This window comes from Nocardia halotolerans, assembly GCF_042650145.1.
GTDB classification, from domain to species: Bacteria; Actinomycetota; Actinomycetes; order Mycobacteriales; family Mycobacteriaceae; genus Nocardia; species Nocardia halotolerans.
Map to the genome: position 1 here is coordinate 266,982 of NZ_JBHSDL010000002.1, position 19,493 is coordinate 286,474.

A 19,493-nucleotide genomic window follows, 5' to 3' on the forward strand; every position below is an offset into this window, starting at 1 on the left:
CATGCCGCCGTACGCCCTTCCCGGAACCGAGGTCGGACCACGACGCGCCCGTGTCCTGGGCGTCTGCGCCGTCGTCGTGCTGATCGTCGGCGTGCTCTCGTGGCACGTGTACCCGGAGTCGCTGGGACGCGACGAGATCCGGGTGTCGCTGCACACCGATCGAGTGGGCGCCGGTGTCGGGCCGGGCACCGATGTGCGCCTCGACGGGGTGCGGGTCGGCTCGGTCGAGGCCATCACTCCCGTGGGTGACGGGCGGGAGAAGATCGCGGTCGTCTTGCAGCGCCCGCAGCTGTTCGGGCTCACCGACACCGTGGACGTGGAATTCGCGCCCGGCAACCTCTTCGGCATCAGCGCCCTGAATCTCGTGCCGCGCCCCGGCGGGACCGAACTCGATGACGGTTCCTCCGTCGACCTCGACACCGACCGGGTCCGCGACGCCACCCTCTCCGCCCTGCTGCGATCCACCGGCGGACTCACCGAGCAGGTACTCACCCCGCAGCTCGCCGAACTGCTGCGCAAGGTCTCGACCGACCTGCGCTCGTTCACCCCGCTGCTGCAAGCACTCGGCGCCACGCTGCGTGCCTACGCCGACACCCGCCGACTCCCCCCGTCGGTCCTGGCGAGCTCGTTCGGCTCGGTGCTGGCCGGTCTGCCGCCGATGCTGACCGGCGCGGTGGACGTGCTCAACGCCGCCTACACCAACGAATACCTCCGCTCGCCGGAGAACCTGGCCCGCTTCGCGGAGTTCTGGGGCGATATGCAATACGAACTGCTGCCCGCGGTCACCGCGCTGATGACCACGGCCCGCACGCATTTCGCGGGCCTGACACCGATGGCCGGCTTGCTGCTCGACGAGGTCACCGCGACGGTGGGCCCACCGGGGCACTCGGCGCAGCGCCTCGCCGCGCTGCTCGAACGGCTCGGCGCCGCCTTCCGCGAGACCCCCGACGGCCCGATCCTGCGGGTCGCGGTCGAGCTCGACACCGTGCCGGGGCTGGCCGTGCCGCTCACCGCGTTGCTCGGCACCGCGAACGGAGGTCGCTGATGCGAACCCGCTCCCTGGCCCTGCGGGTGGCGATCGCGCTGGCGCTGACGATCGTGGCCCTGGTAGGCATCTTCCGGTTGATCGAGCGACCGGTGCGTGGTGCCACCGACACCTACACCGCGCTGTTCACCGACGCGAACGGCCTGCGCATCGGCGACGATGTGCGATTGCACGGGGTGCAGGTGGGCAAGGTGTCGGGGATCGACCTCGACGGCGCCCTGGCCCGGGTGCGGTTCACCGTGGTCCGCGCACATCCGATCGACACCGGCGCCACGATCGCGGTCCGGTACCAGAATCTCACCGGCTTCCGGTATCTCGAGATCGTCGCACCGGCCCGGCCGAGCACACCGCGCGCGCCGGAGGCCGTGTTCGGCACCGCCGAAACCGTGCCGTCCTTCGACATCACGACGCTGTTCAAGGGCTTGCAGCCGGTGCTCGCGCAGCTGTCCACCGAGGAGATCAACCGCTTCACCACCAGCCTGCTCGCGGTGATCCAGGGCGACGGGTCGGGACTGGGTCCCGCGCTCGACGCCGTCGACACGCTGAGCCGCTACGCCTCCGACCGCCAGGCCGTGTTGTCCACGCTCGTGCGCAATCTCGCCCAGATCGCCGATCGCCTCGGCGGGAAGTCGGGGCAGGCCGTGCAACTGCTGACGAATCTGACCAGCCTGTTCACCGCTATCGCCGAGAAGCTGCCCGGTCTCGTAGACTTCTCGCTCGCCATTCCCCCGGTGATCCAGCCGATCCGGGCGATGCTGACGGCCGCGGGCATCACCGGTGACGAGGGCAGCGACCTGGACCTGGCGTTGCGCAGGGCCTTCCCGGATCCGCGGGTCGCCGCGGAGGTGTTCGCCGGGCTGCCCGGTCTGGTCCAGACGATGGCCGCCGCGGTACCGGCACCCGGGGAGGCGATGACCTGCGCGCACGGCACGGCCGCCGCTCCCGAGCCGCTGCGGGTACTGATCGCCGGGCAGGGGGTGACACTGTGCCGCACCCGATGAGACGTTTGCTCGCCCGCCGCTCGGCGCGGGTGGGCGACCTGGGCTGGGGCATCGCCGGGGTGTGCGGGGCCGTGCTGCTCACCATCGCCCTCGGTGTGGTCGCGGTGGTCGGGACGAGCGCCGAACGCGAGTATGCCGCCGATCTGGCGCACGCCGGTGCGCTGCGCGAAGGCGACGACATCCGGATCGCCGGCATCACGGTCGGGCAGGTGCGGTCGCTGACATTGCTGCCCGACCGGGTCCGGATGGCGTTCACCGTGCGCGAGGAGGTGTTCCTCGGCGACCGGACGATGCTCGACATCCGCATGCTGACCGTGGTCGGCGGCTACTACGTGGCCGTGCAGCCGGCCGGGGACACACCGCTGGGTTCGGCGGTGATCCCCGAGGAGCGGGTCATCCTGCCCTACAACCTCACCCAGGTGTTCCAGGACGCCGTGCGACCCGTCCGGGAAATCGACGGCACGGTGCTGCGGCAGAACCTGGCCGCGCTGTCCGGCTCGATCGACGAGAGCCCCGATGCCTTCCGTTCGGCTCTGCGCGCCGCCGGTGATCTCGTCGCGGTCATGAACGAGCAGAACGCCGACATCTCGCGCGCACTCGCCGTGGCCGACGAGTACCTGACGGCCGTGAACGGGAGTTCGGCGGTGCTCGCGCAACTGGTCCGCATGCTGCACACCCTCGAAACGCTGGTGCAGACCAACAAGGCCAGTGTCAGTCAGGCACTCGGTGATCTCGCCGATGTGCTGCACAAGGTGTCCCCGCTCGGGCGCGCCTGGGACCGGGATCTGCGCGAGCGAGCCCAACCCCTTGCCGACGCCGTCGGCAAGCTGGACGCCCTCGCGACGCACCTGGGTTCGTTGTTCGACGCGGTCCGCGCCCTCGAACAGCGGTTGTTGCCGTTGCTCACCGTCGACGGTGTGCACATCGACCGGTCCGCGGTCACCATCGTGCCGGAGCGGATCTGCGTCCCGGTGCCGGGCGGGGGCTGCTGATGCTCGTCCGGTTGCTCGGTTCCCGCGCCGTCCTGTCCACCGCTGTCACGATCGTGCTCGTGCTCGTCTGTGCGGTCACCTGGCAGGTGGTCCGGCCCGCCCCCGCCGTGCGCGGCTACTGCGCGGACATGCCCGACAGCATCGGGCTGTACCCGGGCAGCGAGGTCACCGTGCTGGGCATCCGGGTGGGCGAGGTGATCGACATCGAACCCCACGGCACCTCGGCCCGGGTGCGCTTCACCGTGCGGGCCGACCGGCGGCTACCACTCGACGTCGGCGCCGTCACCGTGAACGACACCCTGGTGGCCGACCGCGCGCTCGCGCTCGTCGGCGACGAACCCGTCGGCCCGGGGCGGGAACCCGGCACCTGCATCACCAACACGCTCACACCGCAGAGCCTTTCGGAGACCTTCGACGCACTCGCCGGACTCGCCGACGAACTCAACGCCGCGGACGACCCGGCCCAGCGCACGGCCGTGGGATCTGGGCTGTCCGCGCTCGACCGTGCCACCTCGGGAACGGGCGCGGACATTAACGCCGTCATCACCGGGCTCGGCCGGGCACTGGCCGCACCCGACGCGGCGATCGGTCATCTCGGCAGCCTCATCGATGCCCTCGCCGCACTGGTGCACCGCGCCCGCAACGGCTGGGACACCGTCGAGGCCATGACCAGGGAACTGCCCAGGACCTTCGACGACATCGTCACCATCGCGTTCCCGCCGATCATCGACATCGTCACCTACCTGGTGCAGGTGCTCCCCCAGCTCAACGATGTCCTGATGCTCGTGGGCACCCCGGCGGTGCGCGCGCTCGACCGGATGGCCGAGCTGCCCGCGCTACTCAACGCGGGCGTCAGCTCACTCGCCGAGGTCATCCGGCTCACTCCCGCCGTCGCGGCCGGCCTGGCCGCGACCATCGACCCGTCCACGGGGCGCCCGACCATCGGTTACGCACCACCGAGAATCGCGGTGCCGCCATCGGATTCACCTCAGGTCTGCGCGGCGATCCAGGCGATGACCGGGCAGCCCTGCGCGGTCGGCGCCGACGGCACCGTGACCGTCCCCGCACTGCCCGCCCTGCTGTCGGCGGTGAGCGCCCGATGAATCGCCTGCGCCGCGGCCTGCACGCGCTGCTCACCGCCACGGTGGTCCTCGCCGCGGCCGGATGTGGCCTGCCCACCGAACTGCCGGGCACCGGTGAGCCCACCTACCCGCTGTCGGTCGAGTTCGCGAGCGTGCTCAATCTCCCCGAGGGCGCGAAGGTGATCGCCGACGGTGTGCGGGTGGGCCGGCTCAACTCCGTCACCCTGGTCGAGGATGCAGGAACCGGTTACGTGCGAGCCGAAGTCGAGATCCGCGAGTCCGTCCGAATACCGGTCGGCACGACGGCCGAACTACGCCAGGACACTCCGCTCGGTGACGTCCACATCGCCCTCACCGAACCGAGCGCGCCGGGCGCGGGCGTGCTCGGTCCCGGCGCGACGATCCCCCGCACCGACACCACCCGCGCACCGGCCATCGAGAACATCCTGGCGGCGCTGTCGGTGTTCATCGGCACCGGGGCCGTCACCGATCTCGGCGACATCATCGCCACCATGAACGGCGTGCTGCCGCAGGACCCACGCGAGACTGCCCGGCTCTCGGAAACCCTCGGCACCGACCTGTCCGACCTGGCCGACCATCTCGGCTCCGTCGATGCCGTCCTCAACGGCCTGGAAACCACTCTCGCCGACGGCGTGCTGCACAACGCGCCGGTCCTGGAGGAACTGCTGACCCCCTACGGGGTCACCCAGACCACCGACGCGATCAACGCCCAGATCGGTGTCATCTTCGTGCTCACCGCACTGGGCCCGGTCGCGCCCAGTGCGGTGTGGCTGGGTCCGCTGCTCGCCTCGCTCGACGCCACGACCGCCGCGGTGGTGCCGATGCTGTTCGGCAGCCGGCCCCTCGACACCACGGCGCCGTCGAACCTGAAAACCCTCGTCGATCTGATCCACACCAAGGTGCTGCCCTTCGCCGAGCGCGGTCCGAAGGTCGACCTGGTCGAGATCGGTGTCGTCGACCCCACTACCACGATGAGTACGGACGAGCAGACTCGCCGGGTCGTCGACCTGCTGCGCATGATCGGAGCCGTCCGGTGAACACTCGTGCCGCCGTGTCCCTTTCGGCAATCTTCGCGGTCCTGGTGTTCGGCGTCGCGTACATGACCTTCGGGGTGCTCAACATCGATCCGCGCCGCGACTTCCTGCGCGTGGAGCTGGAGTCGAGTACTTCCGGCGGGCTGGCGCCCGGGGCGCCGGTGCTGCTCAACGGTGTCGCGGTGGGGCGCGCCGAGTCGGTGCGGAAACAGGCCACCGGGGTGCTGGTGGGATTGCTGATCGACGAGCGTTACCCGATCCCGGTGTCGAGCCGGATCCGGATCGAACAGCTCTCCGCGCTCGGTGAGCCCTACATCGGCTTCGAACCGGTCGACGACCGCGGCCCCTATCTCGTCGACGGACAACGTATCCCAGCCGAACGAGTCCCGGCGCCGATGACGATCACCACCTTGTCCACCCGGATGATCGACCTGCTCGACCAGATCCGCCCGGAGGTGATGGCCGGTCTGGTCGACACCTTCGACCGCGCGCTGACCGACACCGACGCCACGATGCAAACTTTGCGGCGCTCCACCGGACTGCTGGCCGCGACCCTGCTCAGCCGGACCGACCGCCTGCGGCAACTGTTCGCCGACCTGCAGTACCTCGGCGCCGACATCGACTGGATGGGCCCGGCGCTGAGCACGGCGGGCCCGCTGTTCGGCGAGTTCGGCACCACCCTCAGCGCCATCGTGCAATCCGGCTCGGCACTGGTCGAAAGCCGGCCTGTCGCCGACTACTTCACCGGCACCGGTGTGCTGCCCTTCCTCGTCGAACTCGAGGCGTTGCTGGCCGAGATCGGCCCCGGCGCCGCGATCTGGGGCCCGATGCTGGCACCGGTGGTCGGCGACGCGGTGGCACGAGCACCCGACCTAGACCTGGGCACGCTGCTCGACCAAGCCCTGCACGGCCTGGGCGAGGACGGCACGGTGCACCTGCGCATCGGCATCAAGTAGCCCCGTGGCCCCCACGGCAGACGAAAGGACCGGCCACCATGACCACTGACCTCGACACCCGCGACCACGAGCCGACGACCGACGATGCCCGGCCACGGACCCTTTCCCTGCGCCTGTCGACCGTGCTGACCGGTGGCGCGGTCGTCGCGCTGCTCGTCGCCGCGGCCGTGTTCGGCCTGCTGTACGGGTCGGCGCGCTCCGCCCTCGCCGAGCACGACCGGCGCGCCGCCGACGACCGCCGGGTCGAGCAGCTCGCCCTCGACTACGCGCTCGGGGCCTCCACGATCGATTACCGCGAAGTGCGGGAGTGGATCACCAGATTGAAGACCGGGACCACCACCCAGCTCTCGAGCAAGTTCGACGCCACCGCGCCACAGCTGGAACAGATCCTGCTGCCACTGCAGTGGACCTCGACAGCCACCCCGCTCAGCGCCGGGATCGTGTCCGAGTCCGGTGGTGTCTACAAGGTCAACGCCTATCTCACCGTCAGCTCGACCAGCGTGCAGAACCCGGACGGCACCCTGACCACCGTCGCCTACTCGCTGACCGTCGACCGCAACGCCGACTGGCGGATCGCCGATGTCGGCGGTCTGCAGAACGCCATTCCGCTCAAATAGGCGGTGGCGCCGCGCCTATCTGGGCCGCACGGTCATCGGTAGCCGCGCGAAGCCGCGCACGCTCACCGAATGCACCCGCTCGGCGGCGGCGGTGTCGATCTCGTAGCCGCTGATGGAGCCGGCGATCGCGGTGAGCCCGATGTTGGCTTCCATTCGCGCCAGGTGCGCGCCGAGGCAGAAGTGCACGCCGAGACCGAAACTCAGCAGGGTCTGTGCGCTGTCGCGGCCGATGCGGTACTCGGCGGCGTCGGCGAACACCGCGTCGTCGCGGTTGGCCGAGCCGAGCAGCAGCAACACCCGGTCGCCCGCGGGGATGGTGTACTCGCCGTAGTCGACATCGGTCAGGACCCGGCGCACGAGCATCTGGGTCGAGTTGTCGTAGCGCAGTGTCTCTTCGGTCCAGTCGGGCACCGCCGACGGGTGGGCCAGCGGTTTGGCGAGTTCGTCCGGGAAGCGCGAGCCCCAGTACATCGCGTTGCCGAGCAGTTTGGTCGTGGTCTCGTTGCCGGCCACCACCATCAGGATCAGGAAGCCGATGATCTCCCCGTTGGTCAGGCGCGTCGGCCCGGCCTCGTCGTCGTCGATCTCGGCCTCGATCAGCACCGAGACCAGATCGTCGCCGGGGTTCTTCCGGCGCCCGTCGAGCAGATCCTGGTAGTAGCGGGTGAGTTCCAGGTAGGCCGTGATCGCGCCCGGCGGCACGTCGAGCACACCTTCTTCGCGGTGCAGGAGCAGGTCGGACTGGGTCCGCAGGTGCGCACGGTCGGCCGCGGGGACGCCGAGCATCTCCGAGACGACATCCATCGGCAGCAGCCCGGCGAAGTCACGGATGTAGTCGAACTCCTCCAATTGCAGGCACCGATCCCAGTGCCGGCGGGTGAGTTCGGTGATCCGCGCCGTCAGGTCGTTGAGCCTGCGCGGCGTGAAGCCCTTGGAGACCAGTTTGCGGATCCGCGCGTGCTTGGGATCGTCCATCGCCAGAAACGACATCGACCGATGCGCCTCCGGCCCGTACGCCGTGGGATCCAGCGACACACCCCAGCTGTTGGACAGGCGGGCGCTGTCACGCAGCGCCGCCCGCACATCCCGGTGCCGCGACAACGCCCAGAAGTCCATCGCCGCGTTGCGATAGACCGGAGCCTCGGCCCGCAACCGGGCGTAGGTGGGGTACGGGTCCTCGTGGAACGCGTAGTCGTAGGGATCGAACGGAATCGATGTCGCCATATCGACGGTCACAGCACACTCCCTCTGCGGTTGCTCATAGGACGGTCAGCGGCAAGGGGATGCCACGATCGGCGAACGCGAAGTTCGCGCCGGTGCTGATCCGGGTCAGCGCGACTTCCACGGCCTCGCCGGCCGGTTCGTCGGCGCGAACAACATCAACCACCAGTTCGTCGTCGGTCACCTTCGACGTCCGGCAGGTGTAGTGCGGGTCCACGCCCCGGACCAGCGCGTCCAGGGGTGCGAGGTGCTCCGGCTCGAGCAGGGCGGGCCAGACGCCGTCACGCACACCGCCGCAGCGGCGATCCAGTGTGAGAGTGACTGTGGCACCGGCGGTTTCGATCCGGGTGCCGACGTACTGCCGTGGGTTCAGCGCCGGATGCAGGTCGAGGACCCGCGCCAGCGCCGCCGGGTCGTCGGACAACCCGAGTGCCGCCCGGATCCGCCCCGAGGCCACGCCCGCGACGCCCGCGAACTGCTTGCGGCCGATCTCGGTGGCCCGCTGCTCGTCGACCCGCTCGCGGATCGCGATGAGAAACCCCGCCACCAGCAGATGCTGTTGCAAGGCGACCTCTTCGGCGATCCGGATCAGCGCCGAACGGGAGAAGTCGGCGAAGCGCAGGTCGCTCAGCAGTGGCCCGCGATAATCGGCGGTGCCCTCCTCACCGGCATCGATCGGCGACAGTTCCACACCGGCCGCCACCGAGCCGGCCACGAGCGCGGCGTTGCGCGGCACGGGCGGGGGTTCGTTGGCCGCGTCGATGGTCACCCGCCAGGCGCACACCGGCTGCCGGTCCGCGGGCTGTCGCGGGGGGCGATGCACCGGGCGCACCTGCGCGTGCGGGTTGGTCGCCAGGGCGGTGGCGTCGAAGGTGGGGTCTTCGATGTCGTGGCACATGGCGCGGACGAACTGCTCCCCCAGCGGTTCCACATCCGCGAGCGCGCCGCAGTGATCGAGCCAGAACTCCCCGTGATCGTGATCGTCGACGCGGAACCGGAAGTCCAGGAACTGTGGTGGGGCACCGATATCGAGTTGCAGGCCCTTGAAGATCGTCTCGACACTGTCACCGGCGAAGCCCAGGGCCGCCTGCATCCGCCGGGTGTAGACCGGGCTCGCGACCTGCCACTCGTCGATCGCGACCTGGGTCATGCCCTCACGACCGAACGCGCCGATGGTGTGCGGCATCCCCGAGCGGTCGATCAGGTGGCCGCACAGCAGCAACTCGGGCACCACCACCGCCAGTTGCGCCCGGGACAGACCGGCGAACGAATCATGGCTCACCACAGCGGCACCGGAGCCTTGCCGATGGGGTACCAACCGGGCAGCGGCTGCTGGGTGGTTGCCTTTTCGATCCGCGCGAGCATGCCGGGTGTCATCGCCTTGTTCGTCATCATCTCCATGAACAAGCTCGCGACATTGCCGTAGTCGAAGAAGTCGCGCTGCCAGCTCCACTGGAAGTCACCGCCGTAACGGAACCAGCTGCCGCCGATACCCTCCACCGTGTAGTGGGTGCCGTCGGCCCTGGTGGCGCTCGAGGTCTGCTTCCAGAGCCCGATGACGTCACCGGTCTTCTCGTCGATCACCACGTGCTGATAGGGGTAGGTCCACCCGTCGAGACCGTCCATTTCCTGACCGACCGCGATCTCACGGATCTCTTCCCGGCCGACCGCCATGAATTCGTACTTGGGGCCGTAGTTCCAGCCGTAGGTCGCGTCCTCGGTGTACATGTCGGCCAGCGGTCGCCAGTCGCCCGCGGCCTCACAGCGCTTGTTCTCGGCCAGCCACCGCTCGACCATCTCTTCCAGTTCACTGCGCGAAAAACCGGCCATGTCATTCTCCTTCGTCAGCCGAGTCGCTGTCGTCGACGAGTGAGAGCGCCCGCGTCGGGCAATAGGTCACCGCGTCGGCGACCCCCTCGCGCTGCGCGCTCGACGGCCGATCGACGAGGATCTGGACTTTTCCGCGTTTGGGCACCGCGAACACCTCCGGCGCTTCCAGCTGGCACGCCGCGTGCCCCTGGCACAGATCCGGATCAACGACGATTCGCACCGCCATATCGACGACCGCCTTTCCTTGTATCCCAGGCGTTCTCAGCGACGAGACAGCGAGCTGGACACCTGTCTGGACAGTATCACCGAAGAATGGGCACAGCAATGCCCGAACGGCGCGAAAAGGGTGGTCGGGAAATCCTGCTAAGAGGCGTCCGGAGCCGTGCCCGGCGAATACGGCGAGCTGAATCCGGGGCTCCATTCGAACGCTTGCGCACCCACGACGCCGGCCGGGTCCGCGGCCGCGGCCAGTCGCGCGTTGTCGGCCGTCAACCGGGCGATGACCCGATCCAGGGCGGGCACGATCTCGGCGATCTGGAGGTCACCGTGCGCGAAGCGGCCCAGCAGCGCGTAGACCATGTTCGTCAGGACCAGCGCGAGGTCGGCGGCGTAGTCCTCGTCGAGGCCGGCGAACATCGTGCTCACGACGGGCAGTACCGCCGCGAAGCCCTGGGCGTCGAGCCGTTGCCCACCCGGCCCGGAGCGGGCGTGATAGTAGGCGGCCAGCATCCGTGGGTTCCGCTCCCACGGTTCGAACACGTAGCGGATCACCCGCTTCAGCACATCGGCGAGCGATTCGCCCGCGCGTGGCGGGCCGAGTTCTGTATAGGTGTTGGTGGCCATCCACTGCGCGACCGCGGCGAGGACGAGATCGTCGCGAGTGGGATACCGCTTGTAGACCGTGGTCAGCGACACCTGGGCCAGCCGGGCGACGGCCCGCAACTGCACCGCCTGGTAGCCCTGCGATTCGAGCAGCGACAACGTGGCGTCGGTGATCTTGCGTGCGGGATCGCCTTCGCCCTTTCTGGCCACCCGGTCACAGTAGACCACCCGCCGCCCACCTCGAACCCGCGACGGTGACCATCGCGCCCCGCCCTGAGCGACTCAGATGTGGGTTCCGACGTCCTCGGCGACCAGGTGGTCCATCGCCCGCTCCGCGACCGCCGCGATCGTCATCGACGGGTTGCACGCGGCGGCGTTGCCGGGCAGCAGCGCACCGTCGAGCACATAGAGCCCCGGCTGCTCGTGCACCCGGCCGGCCAGATCGCAGACCCCGCCCATGTTCGCCCCGCCCAGCGGATGCCAGGTGGAGGGAAACGCGGTGTTGGTGTCGAGCAGCATGCCGTCGGGTCCGGCGATACGCGCGATCGCGGGGCCGATGTGCTCGTCCTGGATCATGCGGTCGCCCTCGCGCGGCCAGTGCAGGATCGCGTCGTCGCGGGCGGCGTCGTAGCTGAACACGCCGCGGCTTTCGCTGACCCCGTAACCGACGAGCATGGTGGAGGCGGGGTCCATCGCCAGCGGCGGGATCGACGCCTGGACCACGGTGTGCGCGGAGTGCGGATGCTGCCAGTTCATGCTGCCGTAGACCACCGGGCCGCCCTGGGGCGCACCGAATCCCGCCGACGGATCGGTCCAGACGTAGATGCGATCGGCGTTGGTGCCCCACCCGCGACCCAGCTCGTCCGGCAGGTCGGGGATCAGGCCCTTGGCGCCCGCCCGCACCATCAGCCGCGTGGTGTTGAGGCTGCCCGCGGCCAGGATCAGCGCGTTCGTGATGAGGATCTTGTGCTCGACGACCGTGCCCGCGCTGTCGAGGCGCTGCACGTGCACGATCCAGCGGCCGTCGCGGGCTCGTTCGACATCGGTCACCTCGTGCAGAGTCTCGACCCGGCAGCGGCCGGTCGCTTCGGCAGCGGCGATGTAGGTGACGTCGACGGAGTGCTTGCCACCGTTGTTGACGCCCATCGCGCCGTCGCCGTTGGTATAGGAAGGCTTCATCTCGCCGCGCAACTCGGCCAGCGCGAACTCCCAGTCGATGGGCATCGGGATCTTCGCCAGCGGCATGCCCGCCGCGCGTACCCGGTCGGCGAACACTCTCGCGGCCCGGTAATTGTCGGTGACGACGAGTTCCTCGGGAGCCTCGGCCAAGCCGAGCATGCGCGCCACCCGCGGGTAGTGCACCCGGTTCATGCGCGCCCAGTCCAGCTCCGGCGGAAAGTGCGTATTGAACACGTCCTCGGCGGGTTGCAGCGACATGCCTTGATAGACGAGCGAACCGCCGCCCACACCCGCGGCGCACAGGGCGGTCATGTTCACCCCCGGCACCGCTTCGACCAACCCGGCATACGGTTCGAAGGCCAGCGGCGTGCCGAACAGGTTGGGGTTCGACCGGCACCACAGCAACCGCTTGTCCGGCGCGGAGGCCCGGGGGAACGTCTCGGCATTCGGGCCGGTCGGCCAGCGCAGACCGCGTTCGAGCACGGTGACCGGCACGCCCGCCTGGGCCAGGCGCAGCGCGCTGACACCGCCACCGAAACCTGAACCGACGATGACGACCCGGTGCTCTTCGCGGGTGAGCGCGATCGCGTTGTCCCGGCGGGCGATCGGCGCTGCCGCGCCGCTCGGGCGCGCACCCAGCACCATCGCACCCAGCGCCGCGCCGCCGGCCAGCATCGAGCGGCGAGAAAGAGATTTCACGACAATCCTTGCCCGTCAGTCGAAACTACAGCCGGTGACCGGCTTGTCCGCGAGTCGCTCGAGCAGATACGTGACCGCACTGTCGGGGCCGAAACCGTCCATCAGCTCCGGGCCGAAATGGTTCGGGATGGTGGTGCCGGGCAGGATCGGGGGCAACTCGTTGGTGCGGAAGGTGACCGTCGCTCCCTTGTCACACCACTGCTCGGCGAGGGCGCGGGCCTGGCCGTAGGGAACCGTGTCGTCGTTGCGGCCGCTGGTGATCAACACCGGTGCGGCCGGGGTCAGACCGCCGACTCGCAGTTCGGCCAGAACCGGTGCGGCTTCGGGCAACTCACGCAGATGTTCGGTGAGCGAACGGCCGTCGACGGTGAGCGAGCTGGTCTTCAGGAACGGGTGCTGGGTGATCAGATCCGCGATACAGGCATCGCTCAAGGTGGCGAGCATGTCGCGCCCGGCCGGGCTGATCACCTTGTCGATCGCGCTCTGCAACTCCGGGTAGCGGGCGAGCATGCCGTTCACTGCGAACCCGATCGCCCCACCGATCAGAGCGCCGTCGATCTGTTCCAGAATCGCTACGAGATCCGCGACCGGCCCACCGGCCCAAGTGCCCTTCAGATTCAGTTCGGGTGCGTAGTCGGGCTGCATTTCCGTCGCGGCGGCGGTGGCGCCGCCGCCCTGCGAGTAACCCCAGAGCACCAGCGGTGTCTCGGGCCCGGCGCCGGCCAGCTTGTTGGCAGCGCGCGCACCGTCGAGCACGGCGTGCGCGCTTTCGATGCGATTGGCGTAGGTGTGGATGCCGGGTGTGCCCAGTCCGATGTAGTCGGTGACCAGCACCCGCGCGCCCAGCTCGCTCCACACCGCCGACGACGGCAGCTCCTGATTCGCCGAAACGCCGAGCGAGGGGTGGGTGTGCACGGACATACCGGCGGAGAACGCTTTCGACATCGCACATCGGTCACCCTGACCCGAGGTGCCAGGCGCGATGACCACCGTCGGGCGCGGCCCCGCGCCCAGCCACGGCCCCGGAGGCTCGATGAACGTGCCGGTCACAGCGACCGGATCACCGTTCTGCAATCGGCTCGTGTACATGACGTGCTGAGCCGACCCCGGCCACCCCTTTTCGGTCGGCGGGGTGGCCAGCAGGGTCATCGGCGCGGTTTTGACGATCGCGCCGGGTTCGTGCGGGATCTGCGCCGGCGGCAGGTAGAACGAGTCGACCGGCTCGGCCGCGGACTCCTGCGCCTGCGTCGTCACCCCGGCCACCGCCGTCGCACCGGCCACCAACAACGCCACCGCGACCCGGCCCATTCGCGGCCGCCATCGCCGAACACCCTGATCCATCGAGAACCTCTCAGTCGACACCCACGCACCGGCCTCGTCGCCGGGGTGACTCAGGTCGCAGGGAGTCGAGATGATGAAGCCCGTCACACCAGCGCCGACGAAAGAGTAACACGGTTACTCTTTCGCGCCGACCGGGACTGCACACCCGAGAGGAGCCGGCCCTGCACGACGTGCCCGCGCTTGTCAGGGATGGAAGGCGGTCCGCGACACGCAGCTCAGAGCCGGGCGATCACCAACGCGAGGCACCCCAGCAGCGGCGGAACGAGCTGGATCAGCGCCGGCCGCGCCTTACTCGGCGACGACACCAGCAGAACCACACCGGCCGCCACCATCGAACCGGCCCCCGCCAATACCAGCGCGAGCCCGATCCCCTCATCGCCGACGACGGTGAACCCCAACCCCACGGCCGCGACCACGGCGAGAAACAGGTTGTAGAAACCCTGATTGAAGGCCATCTCCTTGGTGGACTCCGCCGCCACTGCCGACATCCCGAAGGTCGCCCGCGTACGCGGTGCCGTCCACCGCAGCGACTCCAGCACGAAGATGTAGGCGTGCACCAGCACCGCCACCCCGATGAAAACCGATCCGATCGCAGTCATCGACCCACCTCCCGCCGTGCCCCGGCGCCTACCGGGCTCACGCGCAATTGTCGCCCGCGGACCCCGGGAGGGGCCGCACCTCGCCGTACCGCCGCGCGCCACACCCCGGCGCCATCGGCCGGCTGACGGCGTGACGGCGGCCTGCTACGCGGATATACTATTTGGAAAATAGATATCAACCGGAGGTTCGGATGGCACGGACAGTGGTCGACCTCGATGACGCCGCGCTAGCCGAGGCAGCTCGATACCTCGGAACAACGACCAAAAAGGACACGGTCAACGCCGCGTTGCGCGAGATCATCGATCGCCGCCGCCGCGCTGAGGCGATCGCCCGGATGCGAGCACTGGTCGCCAGTGGCGAGATCGACCTGCCCGAATCCGAGCCGGTACGCCCAGGCCATGAGTCGGCGGCGTGACCGAACGATTCCTCGCCGACACCAGCGCCCTGGTGCGGTTCTTTCGCGGCCAGACCGGTGCGCAATGGGACCAGTTGGCCGCCTCCGGCCTGCTGGGAATCTGCGAGCCTGTTCGCCAGGAATACCTGCGAGCCGCGGGTGGACGTCCCGCTTACTATGAGGCAGCCAGTCTGCTCCACGAGATCTTTCCCTACTTCTCGATGCCCGATTCCTGCTGGGAGCATTCCGCGCAGCTGCAGGATCGTCTCGCCGCGAAGGGCTGGCATCAGTGCGCGGGCCCGGTCGATCTACTTGTCGCGGTAACCGCCGCTCACCACAAACTGACTGTGCTACACGCAGATTCGGACTACGAGGCCATCGCCCGTCTCACCGGGCAGCCCGTTCAACGCATCGACTGACGTCCCAGAACGCAGCGGAGCTACTCGCCCTCGACGTTGGCGACGATGAACCCGGCCGGCACCTGAACTGCAGGCGGTTGAACCATATCGAGTGTGATTTCATCGCGCTGCGGTACTTCGCGGCGGTTTCACGCTGGGTTGAAGGAGTCGAGAACGGCGGCAGCAACGGCGTCGGGGTCGGGCAGGCCGTCGGGGTCGACCAACCATTGGACGATGAGCCCGCTGAGCAAGGCGTAGCAGAAGGCGCCCGCCTGCTCCGCGATATCGGCGTCTGCGGTCGGGTCGATCCCGAGGAGTTGCTGTGCCAGCTCCCTACGAGCTCCGATGACGGCCGCGCGCAGTTTGCGCTGAGTTTCTGGATCGTCGTCGGCGCGGGCGATCAGCTCGAAGGATGCGGCGAGAAGGCCGCGGTAGCCGGCGAACGACTCGACGGCGCGGGCCCAGCTTTGCGCGATTCGCGCCCGCATCGGATGGCGAGGAACGTCCTGCAACAGTGCGTCCAGCTGGGTGGACCACTCCTCCAGGCCGTCGAGCAAGGCGGAGACGAGTAGCACGTCCGTGGTGCCGAAGTGGTAGCCGATGGCCGAGGTGCTGACGCCGGCAGCCGCCGCGACGTCCCGTGCCCGGGTTCTCGCATATCCCTTTTGGTTCAGGCACGTTCGTGCCCCGCGCAGCAGGGCCTCTCGGTTGTCGGTGCGCACGTGCAGGTACCTCCTCCAAGTTGATACATATGTGTCGTACAGTTGTGCGATACGTATGTACGGATCGTTCCTGAACTTTACGACACCACAACGCTTGGAGAAGCTCGTGTCCCGACGTCGCAAGATCATCTTGCTCGCACTCGTCGTGCCGGTTGGACTCATAGCGGGGCTGGCCGTGGTCGGCTCGCTGCGAGACACCCACGTGGTCACTGTGACCAGGTCCACCACCGCTGACCGTGATGTCATCTGGGAGCTCTGGGCCGACGTCGAGCACCGGCCCGAGTGGGACAAGGGGCTGGACTACATCAAGCTCGACGGCCCCTTCGAGGCCGGCGCCTCCGGCACCGTCAAGGTCGAAGGACAGGATCCGATCAAGTACAAGGTGATCGAGGTGGCTGCAAAGGAACGGTTCACCGATCGCTTCGAGAGCCTGCCCGGCACCCATACAGACTGGCAGCACACCATCGAAACGAACGAGCACGGAGGATACGACGTTACCTGGCGTCTCGAGACGCGGGGGCCGCTGTCGCTGATCTCGCTTCCCGTCCTCGAGAGCATCTTCGGCGAGGAGGTTCCAGCCGCCGTTGACGAGTTCGTCACCCTCGCCGAGGCCCGCAGCTGAACGGACCTTGCGGCCATGAGTGATCGAGGCGACCTCGGCGTGCCTGACACGACGTTCGATAGCCCCGCTCAGGTCACCGTGCGGCGACCCATTCAGGTCGACGCTGCACCGTCTCAGCTGCCATTTCGAGGATGACCGCATGCAACAGCGCTCTCGCATACTTGCCGAGATACAGCTGTGGCCCGCGGGCGCCTTCACGGGGCGCTGCGGGCCATTCCCTGGCGGCTGTCGAACGCGCGGTGGTCGGTTCCGTTCCTCACCGGCGCCGACCGGGTGATCAGCGCAGGCCGGCGAACAGGTCTGTTTCGGTGGCGGGTGCGGACTCGACGCGGTTGAGTTGGCGCACAAAGCTTTCGGTGCCGAAGATCAGCTGCTGGAGTTCTTCGGGCAGGTGCAGGAAGGGCATGCCGTCGCGCTGGCTGCCGTGCGCCTCGAGTGCCTTCACCTTGCGCCGCACGTAGGGGGTTACGTCCACGACGGTGGTGATCTCCGCCATCGGTGTGCCGAAGTCTTCCGGTGGCTCGAAATCGCCCATGTCCTGCCCGCTTTCCTTGATGGCGGTGAACATCGCGCGGGCCGATTCGCGGGGGACGGCGGTGTAGTAGAGCTTGTCGGGGACACCCGAGGATTCCGTCGCCGCCAAGGCGATGCGGTTGGCCTGGATGTGGTCGGGGTGGCCGTAGTTGCCGTTCTCGTCGTAGGTGACAACGACCTGTGGGCGGTAGTGCCGCATGAGTTCCGCGAGCCGGGCCGCGGCCTGCTCGACCGGGGTGTTCCAGAAAGCTTCGGGATCGCTGTTGCCACCCCAGCCGTCCATGCCGGAGTCGCGGTAGCCGAGCAGTTCGACGTGCTCGATGTCGAGCAGTGCCGCCGACTCGCGGAGCTCGGCCAGGCGTTGCGCCCGTACCGCGTTCGCGTCGTGTCCCGGGTCGCCGGGCTTGATTCCGCCCGGGCCGTCGCCCTGCTCACCGTTGGTACAGGTCACCAGGACCGTCCGCACACCCTCGGCGGCGTATCGCGCGAAAACCCCTCCGGTGCTGATGACTTCGTCATCCGGGTGAGCGTGTACAGCCATGATCGTCAGTTGGTCAGCCATGAGTCCCCGTGGTTCGATGCGGTCGTTCGCCGGTAACACTGTCCACTGTAGAAGTCATCGCGGGCCGCTGATTATTTCCCGCCTCCCCCGATCAGCGCCGGATCCCGGTCGGGAGTACGCAGCGGGGCGCCCACCTGGTGCAGGTGCCGCAGCGCCTCGCGGTAGGACGAGATGAGGCCGGTCTCGTGATAGGGCACGCCGATTTCGGTGCAGTACTCGCGCACGATCACCTGGGCGTGCCGGAGGTTCGGCGTCGGCATACTCGGGAACAGGTGGTGTTCGATCTGATAGTTGAGGCCGCCGAGGGCGATATCGGTCAACGTACCGCCGCGCACGTTGCGGGAGGTCAGCACCTGGCGACGGAGGTAGTCGGGGCGGTCGTCGCCGGTCATCGTCGGCATACCTTTGTGGTTCGGGGCGAAGATGCAGCCCATGTAGAGCCCGAACAGGCCCTGATGGACAGCCAGGAACGCGAGGGCCTTGTCGGCGGGCAGCACCGCGAACAGGGCGGTCAGATAGAGGGCGAAGTGACCGAACAGCAGCGCACCCTCCCAGCCGCGCTGTTTCACCGATCGATCGGCGAGCGCACGCACACCGGCCAGATGGAGATTGAGACCCTCGAGCAGCAGGAGGGGGAAGAACAGGAAAGCCTGCGCCCGCCCGATCAGCCGCGGCAGGCCGCGACTGGACCGCGCCTGCTGCTGTGACCAGACCAGAATGTCGGGTGCGACATCGGGGTCGAGTTCTTCGTGGTTGGGGTTGGCGTGATGGCGGGTGTGCTTGTCCTGCCACCAGCCGTAGCCCAGGCCGATCCCGGCATTGCCCGCCAGTCGTCCCACGAGTTCCGTCGGACGCCGAAGCCGGAAGACCTGACGGTGTGCGACATCGTGCATCACGAGGGCGACCTGCGCGAAGGTCACGGCCATGAACGCCGCGACGAGCAGCGTCCACCACGAATCACCGATGCCGAAGAAGGCCACCCAGCCGGCTACGAACGCGGCACCGACGAGACCGAGCCGGACGGCGTAGTAGACAGGTCGCCGGTCCATCAGCCCGGCCGCGGAGATCCGGCGCAACAGCGGCGCGTAGTCACCGCCGGCACCACGCCGTGGTGACCTCGGAGCTGGTTCGGGGGCCAGGGCAGATGTCGTCATGACCTCGAAGCTATCGGCCGAATTCTCGCTGCTCGTCCCCCTGCGGTAGGGCCGGGCATGGCACTGTGGGGTGACACCGCACCATACACAGGCCGACAAAATGTATGTTCGGTGTGCTGGGCACACCGTTCGGCGTTCGGCGACATCTCCAGGAGCAGTACGTGACCCACCCACCTCGTCCTCGTCAGCTCGACTCTCCGATGCTGCCGAAGATCTTCAGAATCGTCGGGCGCGCCCAGGCCGCGGTCTATCGGCGCACCGGTGGACGCGTGGGCGGCACCTGGCGGATCGGGGCCGGATTCCGCAAACCGGTGCCCACCCTGCTGCTCGAACATCGCGGACGCAGGACGGGCCGGCTCTTCACCGTGCCCCTGCTGTATCTGGCCCACGGCGCGGACATCATTGTCGTGGCCTCCCAAGGCGGCCGCGCCGAGCACCCGCAGTGGTACCGCAATCTGCTCGCCGATCCGGACGCGCACATCCAGGTCGGGCGCGAGCGGCGACCCGTTCGCGCAGTCGTCGCCGATGCCGAACGGCGGGCGGTCCTGTGGCCGGAACTGCTCGATCTCTACGCCGACTTCGGCACCTACCAATCCTGGGCCGAGCGCGAGATCCCGGTCGTCATCCTCACCCCGCGCTGATCCTCGCCGGCGGCAGGTGCGCGACC

22 protein-coding genes are annotated in these 19,493 nt (G+C 68.5%); 11 read left to right on the top strand and 11 right to left on the bottom strand.

All coding sequences use genetic code 11. The annotated features are described in order from the left end of the window. Position 1 precedes the first annotated feature (1 nt). From ACFO5K_RS02285 to ACFO5K_RS02315, 7 genes are read left to right on the top strand one after another with little or no spacing between them, the layout of a single operon-like run. Complete coding sequence (locus ACFO5K_RS02285) at positions 2-1,045, top strand: MlaD family protein (RefSeq protein WP_378555433.1); 1,044 nt, start codon at positions 2-4, stop codon at positions 1,043-1,045. Further along, the gene (locus ACFO5K_RS02290) at positions 1,045-2,046 is read left to right on the top strand and encodes an MlaD family protein (RefSeq protein WP_378555434.1); all 1,002 of its coding nucleotides are present in this window, start codon (positions 1,045-1,047) and stop codon (positions 2,044-2,046) included. Before ACFO5K_RS02285 ends, ACFO5K_RS02290 begins: the two co-directional genes overlap by 1 nt. Beyond that, positions 2,043-3,038 carry an MlaD family protein gene (locus ACFO5K_RS02295; RefSeq protein WP_378555435.1) on the top strand — a complete coding sequence of 332 codons (996 nt, stop codon included), beginning with the start codon at positions 2,043-2,045 and terminating at the stop codon, positions 3,036-3,038. The genes ACFO5K_RS02290 and ACFO5K_RS02295 overlap by 4 nt, the downstream gene beginning before the upstream one ends. Beyond that, positions 3,038-4,141 (top strand): MlaD family protein, encoded by a 1,104-nt coding sequence (locus ACFO5K_RS02300; RefSeq protein WP_378555436.1) that lies wholly within the window; start codon positions 3,038-3,040, stop codon positions 4,139-4,141. Before ACFO5K_RS02295 ends, ACFO5K_RS02300 begins: the two co-directional genes overlap by 1 nt. Then, positions 4,138-5,178, top strand: a complete 1,041-nt coding sequence (locus ACFO5K_RS02305; protein WP_378555437.1) for an MlaD family protein — start codon at positions 4,138-4,140, stop codon at positions 5,176-5,178. The genes ACFO5K_RS02300 and ACFO5K_RS02305 overlap by 4 nt, the downstream gene beginning before the upstream one ends. Positions 5,179-5,192: 14 nt before the next feature. Next, complete coding sequence (locus ACFO5K_RS02310; RefSeq protein ID WP_378555438.1) at positions 5,193-6,131, top strand: MlaD family protein; 939 nt, start codon at positions 5,193-5,195, stop codon at positions 6,129-6,131. Positions 6,132-6,169: 38 nt separating this feature from the next. Continuing rightward, complete coding sequence (locus ACFO5K_RS02315) at positions 6,170-6,748, top strand: hypothetical protein (RefSeq protein WP_378555439.1); 579 nt, start codon at positions 6,170-6,172, stop codon at positions 6,746-6,748. Positions 6,749-6,763: 15 nt separating this feature from the next. Here ACFO5K_RS02315 and ACFO5K_RS02320 read toward each other — a convergent pair whose 3' ends face one another. From ACFO5K_RS02320 to ACFO5K_RS02355, 8 genes are all read right to left on the bottom strand, one after another. Beyond that, complete coding sequence (locus ACFO5K_RS02320) at positions 6,764-7,972, bottom strand: cytochrome P450 (RefSeq protein WP_378555505.1); 1,209 nt, start codon at positions 7,970-7,972, stop codon at positions 6,764-6,766. Positions 7,973-8,006: 34 nt separating this feature from the next. After that, on the bottom strand, positions 8,007-9,251 hold the full coding sequence (locus ACFO5K_RS02325; RefSeq protein ID WP_449289675.1) for a hypothetical protein: 1,245 nt from the start codon (positions 9,249-9,251) through the stop codon (positions 8,007-8,009). Continuing rightward, complete coding sequence (locus ACFO5K_RS02330) at positions 9,248-9,799, bottom strand: nuclear transport factor 2 family protein (RefSeq protein ID WP_378555441.1); 552 nt, start codon at positions 9,797-9,799, stop codon at positions 9,248-9,250. Before ACFO5K_RS02330 ends, ACFO5K_RS02325 begins: the two co-directional genes overlap by 4 nt. 1 nt (position 9,800) lies before the next feature. Beyond that, positions 9,801-10,025: a ferredoxin gene (locus ACFO5K_RS02335; protein WP_378555442.1), complete on the bottom strand. Its 225-nt coding sequence runs from the start codon at positions 10,023-10,025 to the stop codon at positions 9,801-9,803. Between the two features lie 137 nt (positions 10,026-10,162). Then, entirely contained in the window at positions 10,163-10,831 is a 669-nt protein-coding gene (locus ACFO5K_RS02340; protein WP_378555443.1) for a TetR family transcriptional regulator, read from the bottom strand. Between the two features lie 72 nt (positions 10,832-10,903). After that, positions 10,904-12,499 (bottom strand): GMC oxidoreductase, encoded by a 1,596-nt coding sequence (locus ACFO5K_RS02345; protein ID WP_378555444.1) that lies wholly within the window; start codon positions 12,497-12,499, stop codon positions 10,904-10,906. Positions 12,500-12,514: 15 nt separating this feature from the next. Beyond that, entirely contained in the window at positions 12,515-13,840 is a 1,326-nt protein-coding gene (locus ACFO5K_RS02350) for a lipase family protein (RefSeq protein ID WP_378555445.1), read from the bottom strand. A gap of 215 nt (positions 13,841-14,055) precedes the next feature. Continuing rightward, positions 14,056-14,439: a DUF1304 domain-containing protein gene (locus ACFO5K_RS02355; RefSeq protein ID WP_378555446.1), complete on the bottom strand. Its 384-nt coding sequence runs from the start codon at positions 14,437-14,439 to the stop codon at positions 14,056-14,058. A gap of 191 nt (positions 14,440-14,630) precedes the next feature. On the opposite strand from ACFO5K_RS02355, the gene ACFO5K_RS02360 reads away from it, so the two are divergent. Further along, complete coding sequence (locus tag ACFO5K_RS02360; RefSeq protein ID WP_378555447.1) at positions 14,631-14,855, top strand: type II toxin-antitoxin system VapB family antitoxin; 225 nt, start codon at positions 14,631-14,633, stop codon at positions 14,853-14,855. Continuing rightward, complete coding sequence (locus tag ACFO5K_RS02365; RefSeq protein ID WP_378555448.1) at positions 14,852-15,253, top strand: PIN domain nuclease; 402 nt, start codon at positions 14,852-14,854, stop codon at positions 15,251-15,253. The genes ACFO5K_RS02360 and ACFO5K_RS02365 overlap by 4 nt, the downstream gene beginning before the upstream one ends. 128 nt (positions 15,254-15,381) lie before the next feature. On the opposite strand, the gene ACFO5K_RS02370 is transcribed toward ACFO5K_RS02365, so the two are convergent. Continuing rightward, positions 15,382-15,954 carry a TetR/AcrR family transcriptional regulator gene (locus ACFO5K_RS02370; protein WP_378555449.1) on the bottom strand — a complete coding sequence of 191 codons (573 nt, stop codon included), beginning with the start codon at positions 15,952-15,954 and terminating at the stop codon, positions 15,382-15,384. 94 nt (positions 15,955-16,048) lie between these two features. Here ACFO5K_RS02370 and ACFO5K_RS02375 point away from each other — a divergent pair, with 94 nt between their 5' ends. Then, a complete protein-coding gene (locus ACFO5K_RS02375) occupies positions 16,049-16,576 on the top strand; it encodes an SRPBCC family protein (RefSeq protein ID WP_378555450.1) in 528 nt (175 codons plus the stop codon). 277 nt (positions 16,577-16,853) lie between these two features. Here ACFO5K_RS02375 and ACFO5K_RS02380 read toward each other — a convergent pair whose 3' ends face one another. Then, entirely contained in the window at positions 16,854-17,672 is an 819-nt protein-coding gene (locus ACFO5K_RS02380; protein ID WP_378555451.1) for a PIG-L family deacetylase, read from the bottom strand. A gap of 71 nt (positions 17,673-17,743) precedes the next feature. Next, positions 17,744-18,826 (bottom strand): fatty acid desaturase family protein, encoded by a 1,083-nt coding sequence (locus ACFO5K_RS02385; protein WP_378555452.1) that lies wholly within the window; start codon positions 18,824-18,826, stop codon positions 17,744-17,746. A 200-nt stretch (positions 18,827-19,026) separates the two neighbouring features. Between ACFO5K_RS02385 and ACFO5K_RS02390 the strand changes: the two genes are divergently transcribed. Continuing rightward, complete coding sequence (locus tag ACFO5K_RS02390; RefSeq protein ID WP_449289676.1) at positions 19,027-19,467, top strand: nitroreductase family deazaflavin-dependent oxidoreductase; 441 nt, start codon at positions 19,027-19,029, stop codon at positions 19,465-19,467. The last annotated feature ends 26 nt before the right edge of the window (positions 19,468-19,493 follow it).

Coding starts and splice junctions, on each gene's coding strand:
- ACFO5K_RS02285 (WP_378555433.1), top strand. CDS start 2: ATGCCGCCGTACGCCCTTCCCGGAACCGAGGTCGGACCACGACGCGCC.
- ACFO5K_RS02290 (WP_378555434.1), top strand. CDS start 1,045: ATGCGAACCCGCTCCCTGGCCCTGCGGGTGGCGATCGCGCTGGCGCTG.
- ACFO5K_RS02295 (WP_378555435.1), top strand. CDS start 2,043: ATGAGACGTTTGCTCGCCCGCCGCTCGGCGCGGGTGGGCGACCTGGGC.
- ACFO5K_RS02300 (WP_378555436.1), top strand. CDS start 3,038: ATGCTCGTCCGGTTGCTCGGTTCCCGCGCCGTCCTGTCCACCGCTGTC.
- ACFO5K_RS02305 (WP_378555437.1), top strand. CDS start 4,138: ATGAATCGCCTGCGCCGCGGCCTGCACGCGCTGCTCACCGCCACGGTG.
- ACFO5K_RS02315 (WP_378555439.1), top strand. CDS start 6,170: ATGACCACTGACCTCGACACCCGCGACCACGAGCCGACGACCGACGAT.
- ACFO5K_RS02320 (WP_378555505.1), bottom strand. CDS start 7,972: ATGGCGACATCGATTCCGTTCGATCCCTACGACTACGCGTTCCACGAG.
- ACFO5K_RS02330 (WP_378555441.1), bottom strand. CDS start 9,799: ATGGCCGGTTTTTCGCGCAGTGAACTGGAAGAGATGGTCGAGCGGTGG.
- ACFO5K_RS02335 (WP_378555442.1), bottom strand. CDS start 10,025: ATGGCGGTGCGAATCGTCGTTGATCCGGATCTGTGCCAGGGGCACGCG.
- ACFO5K_RS02350 (WP_378555445.1), bottom strand. CDS start 13,840: ATGGATCAGGGTGTTCGGCGATGGCGGCCGCGAATGGGCCGGGTCGCG.
- ACFO5K_RS02355 (WP_378555446.1), bottom strand. CDS start 14,439: ATGACTGCGATCGGATCGGTTTTCATCGGGGTGGCGGTGCTGGTGCAC.
- ACFO5K_RS02360 (WP_378555447.1), top strand. CDS start 14,631: ATGGCACGGACAGTGGTCGACCTCGATGACGCCGCGCTAGCCGAGGCA.
- ACFO5K_RS02380 (WP_378555451.1), bottom strand. CDS start 17,672: ATGGCTGACCAACTGACGATCATGGCTGTACACGCTCACCCGGATGAC.
- ACFO5K_RS02385 (WP_378555452.1), bottom strand. CDS start 18,826: ATGACGACATCTGCCCTGGCCCCCGAACCAGCTCCGAGGTCACCACGG.
- ACFO5K_RS02390 (WP_449289676.1), top strand. CDS start 19,027: ATGCTGCCGAAGATCTTCAGAATCGTCGGGCGCGCCCAGGCCGCGGTC.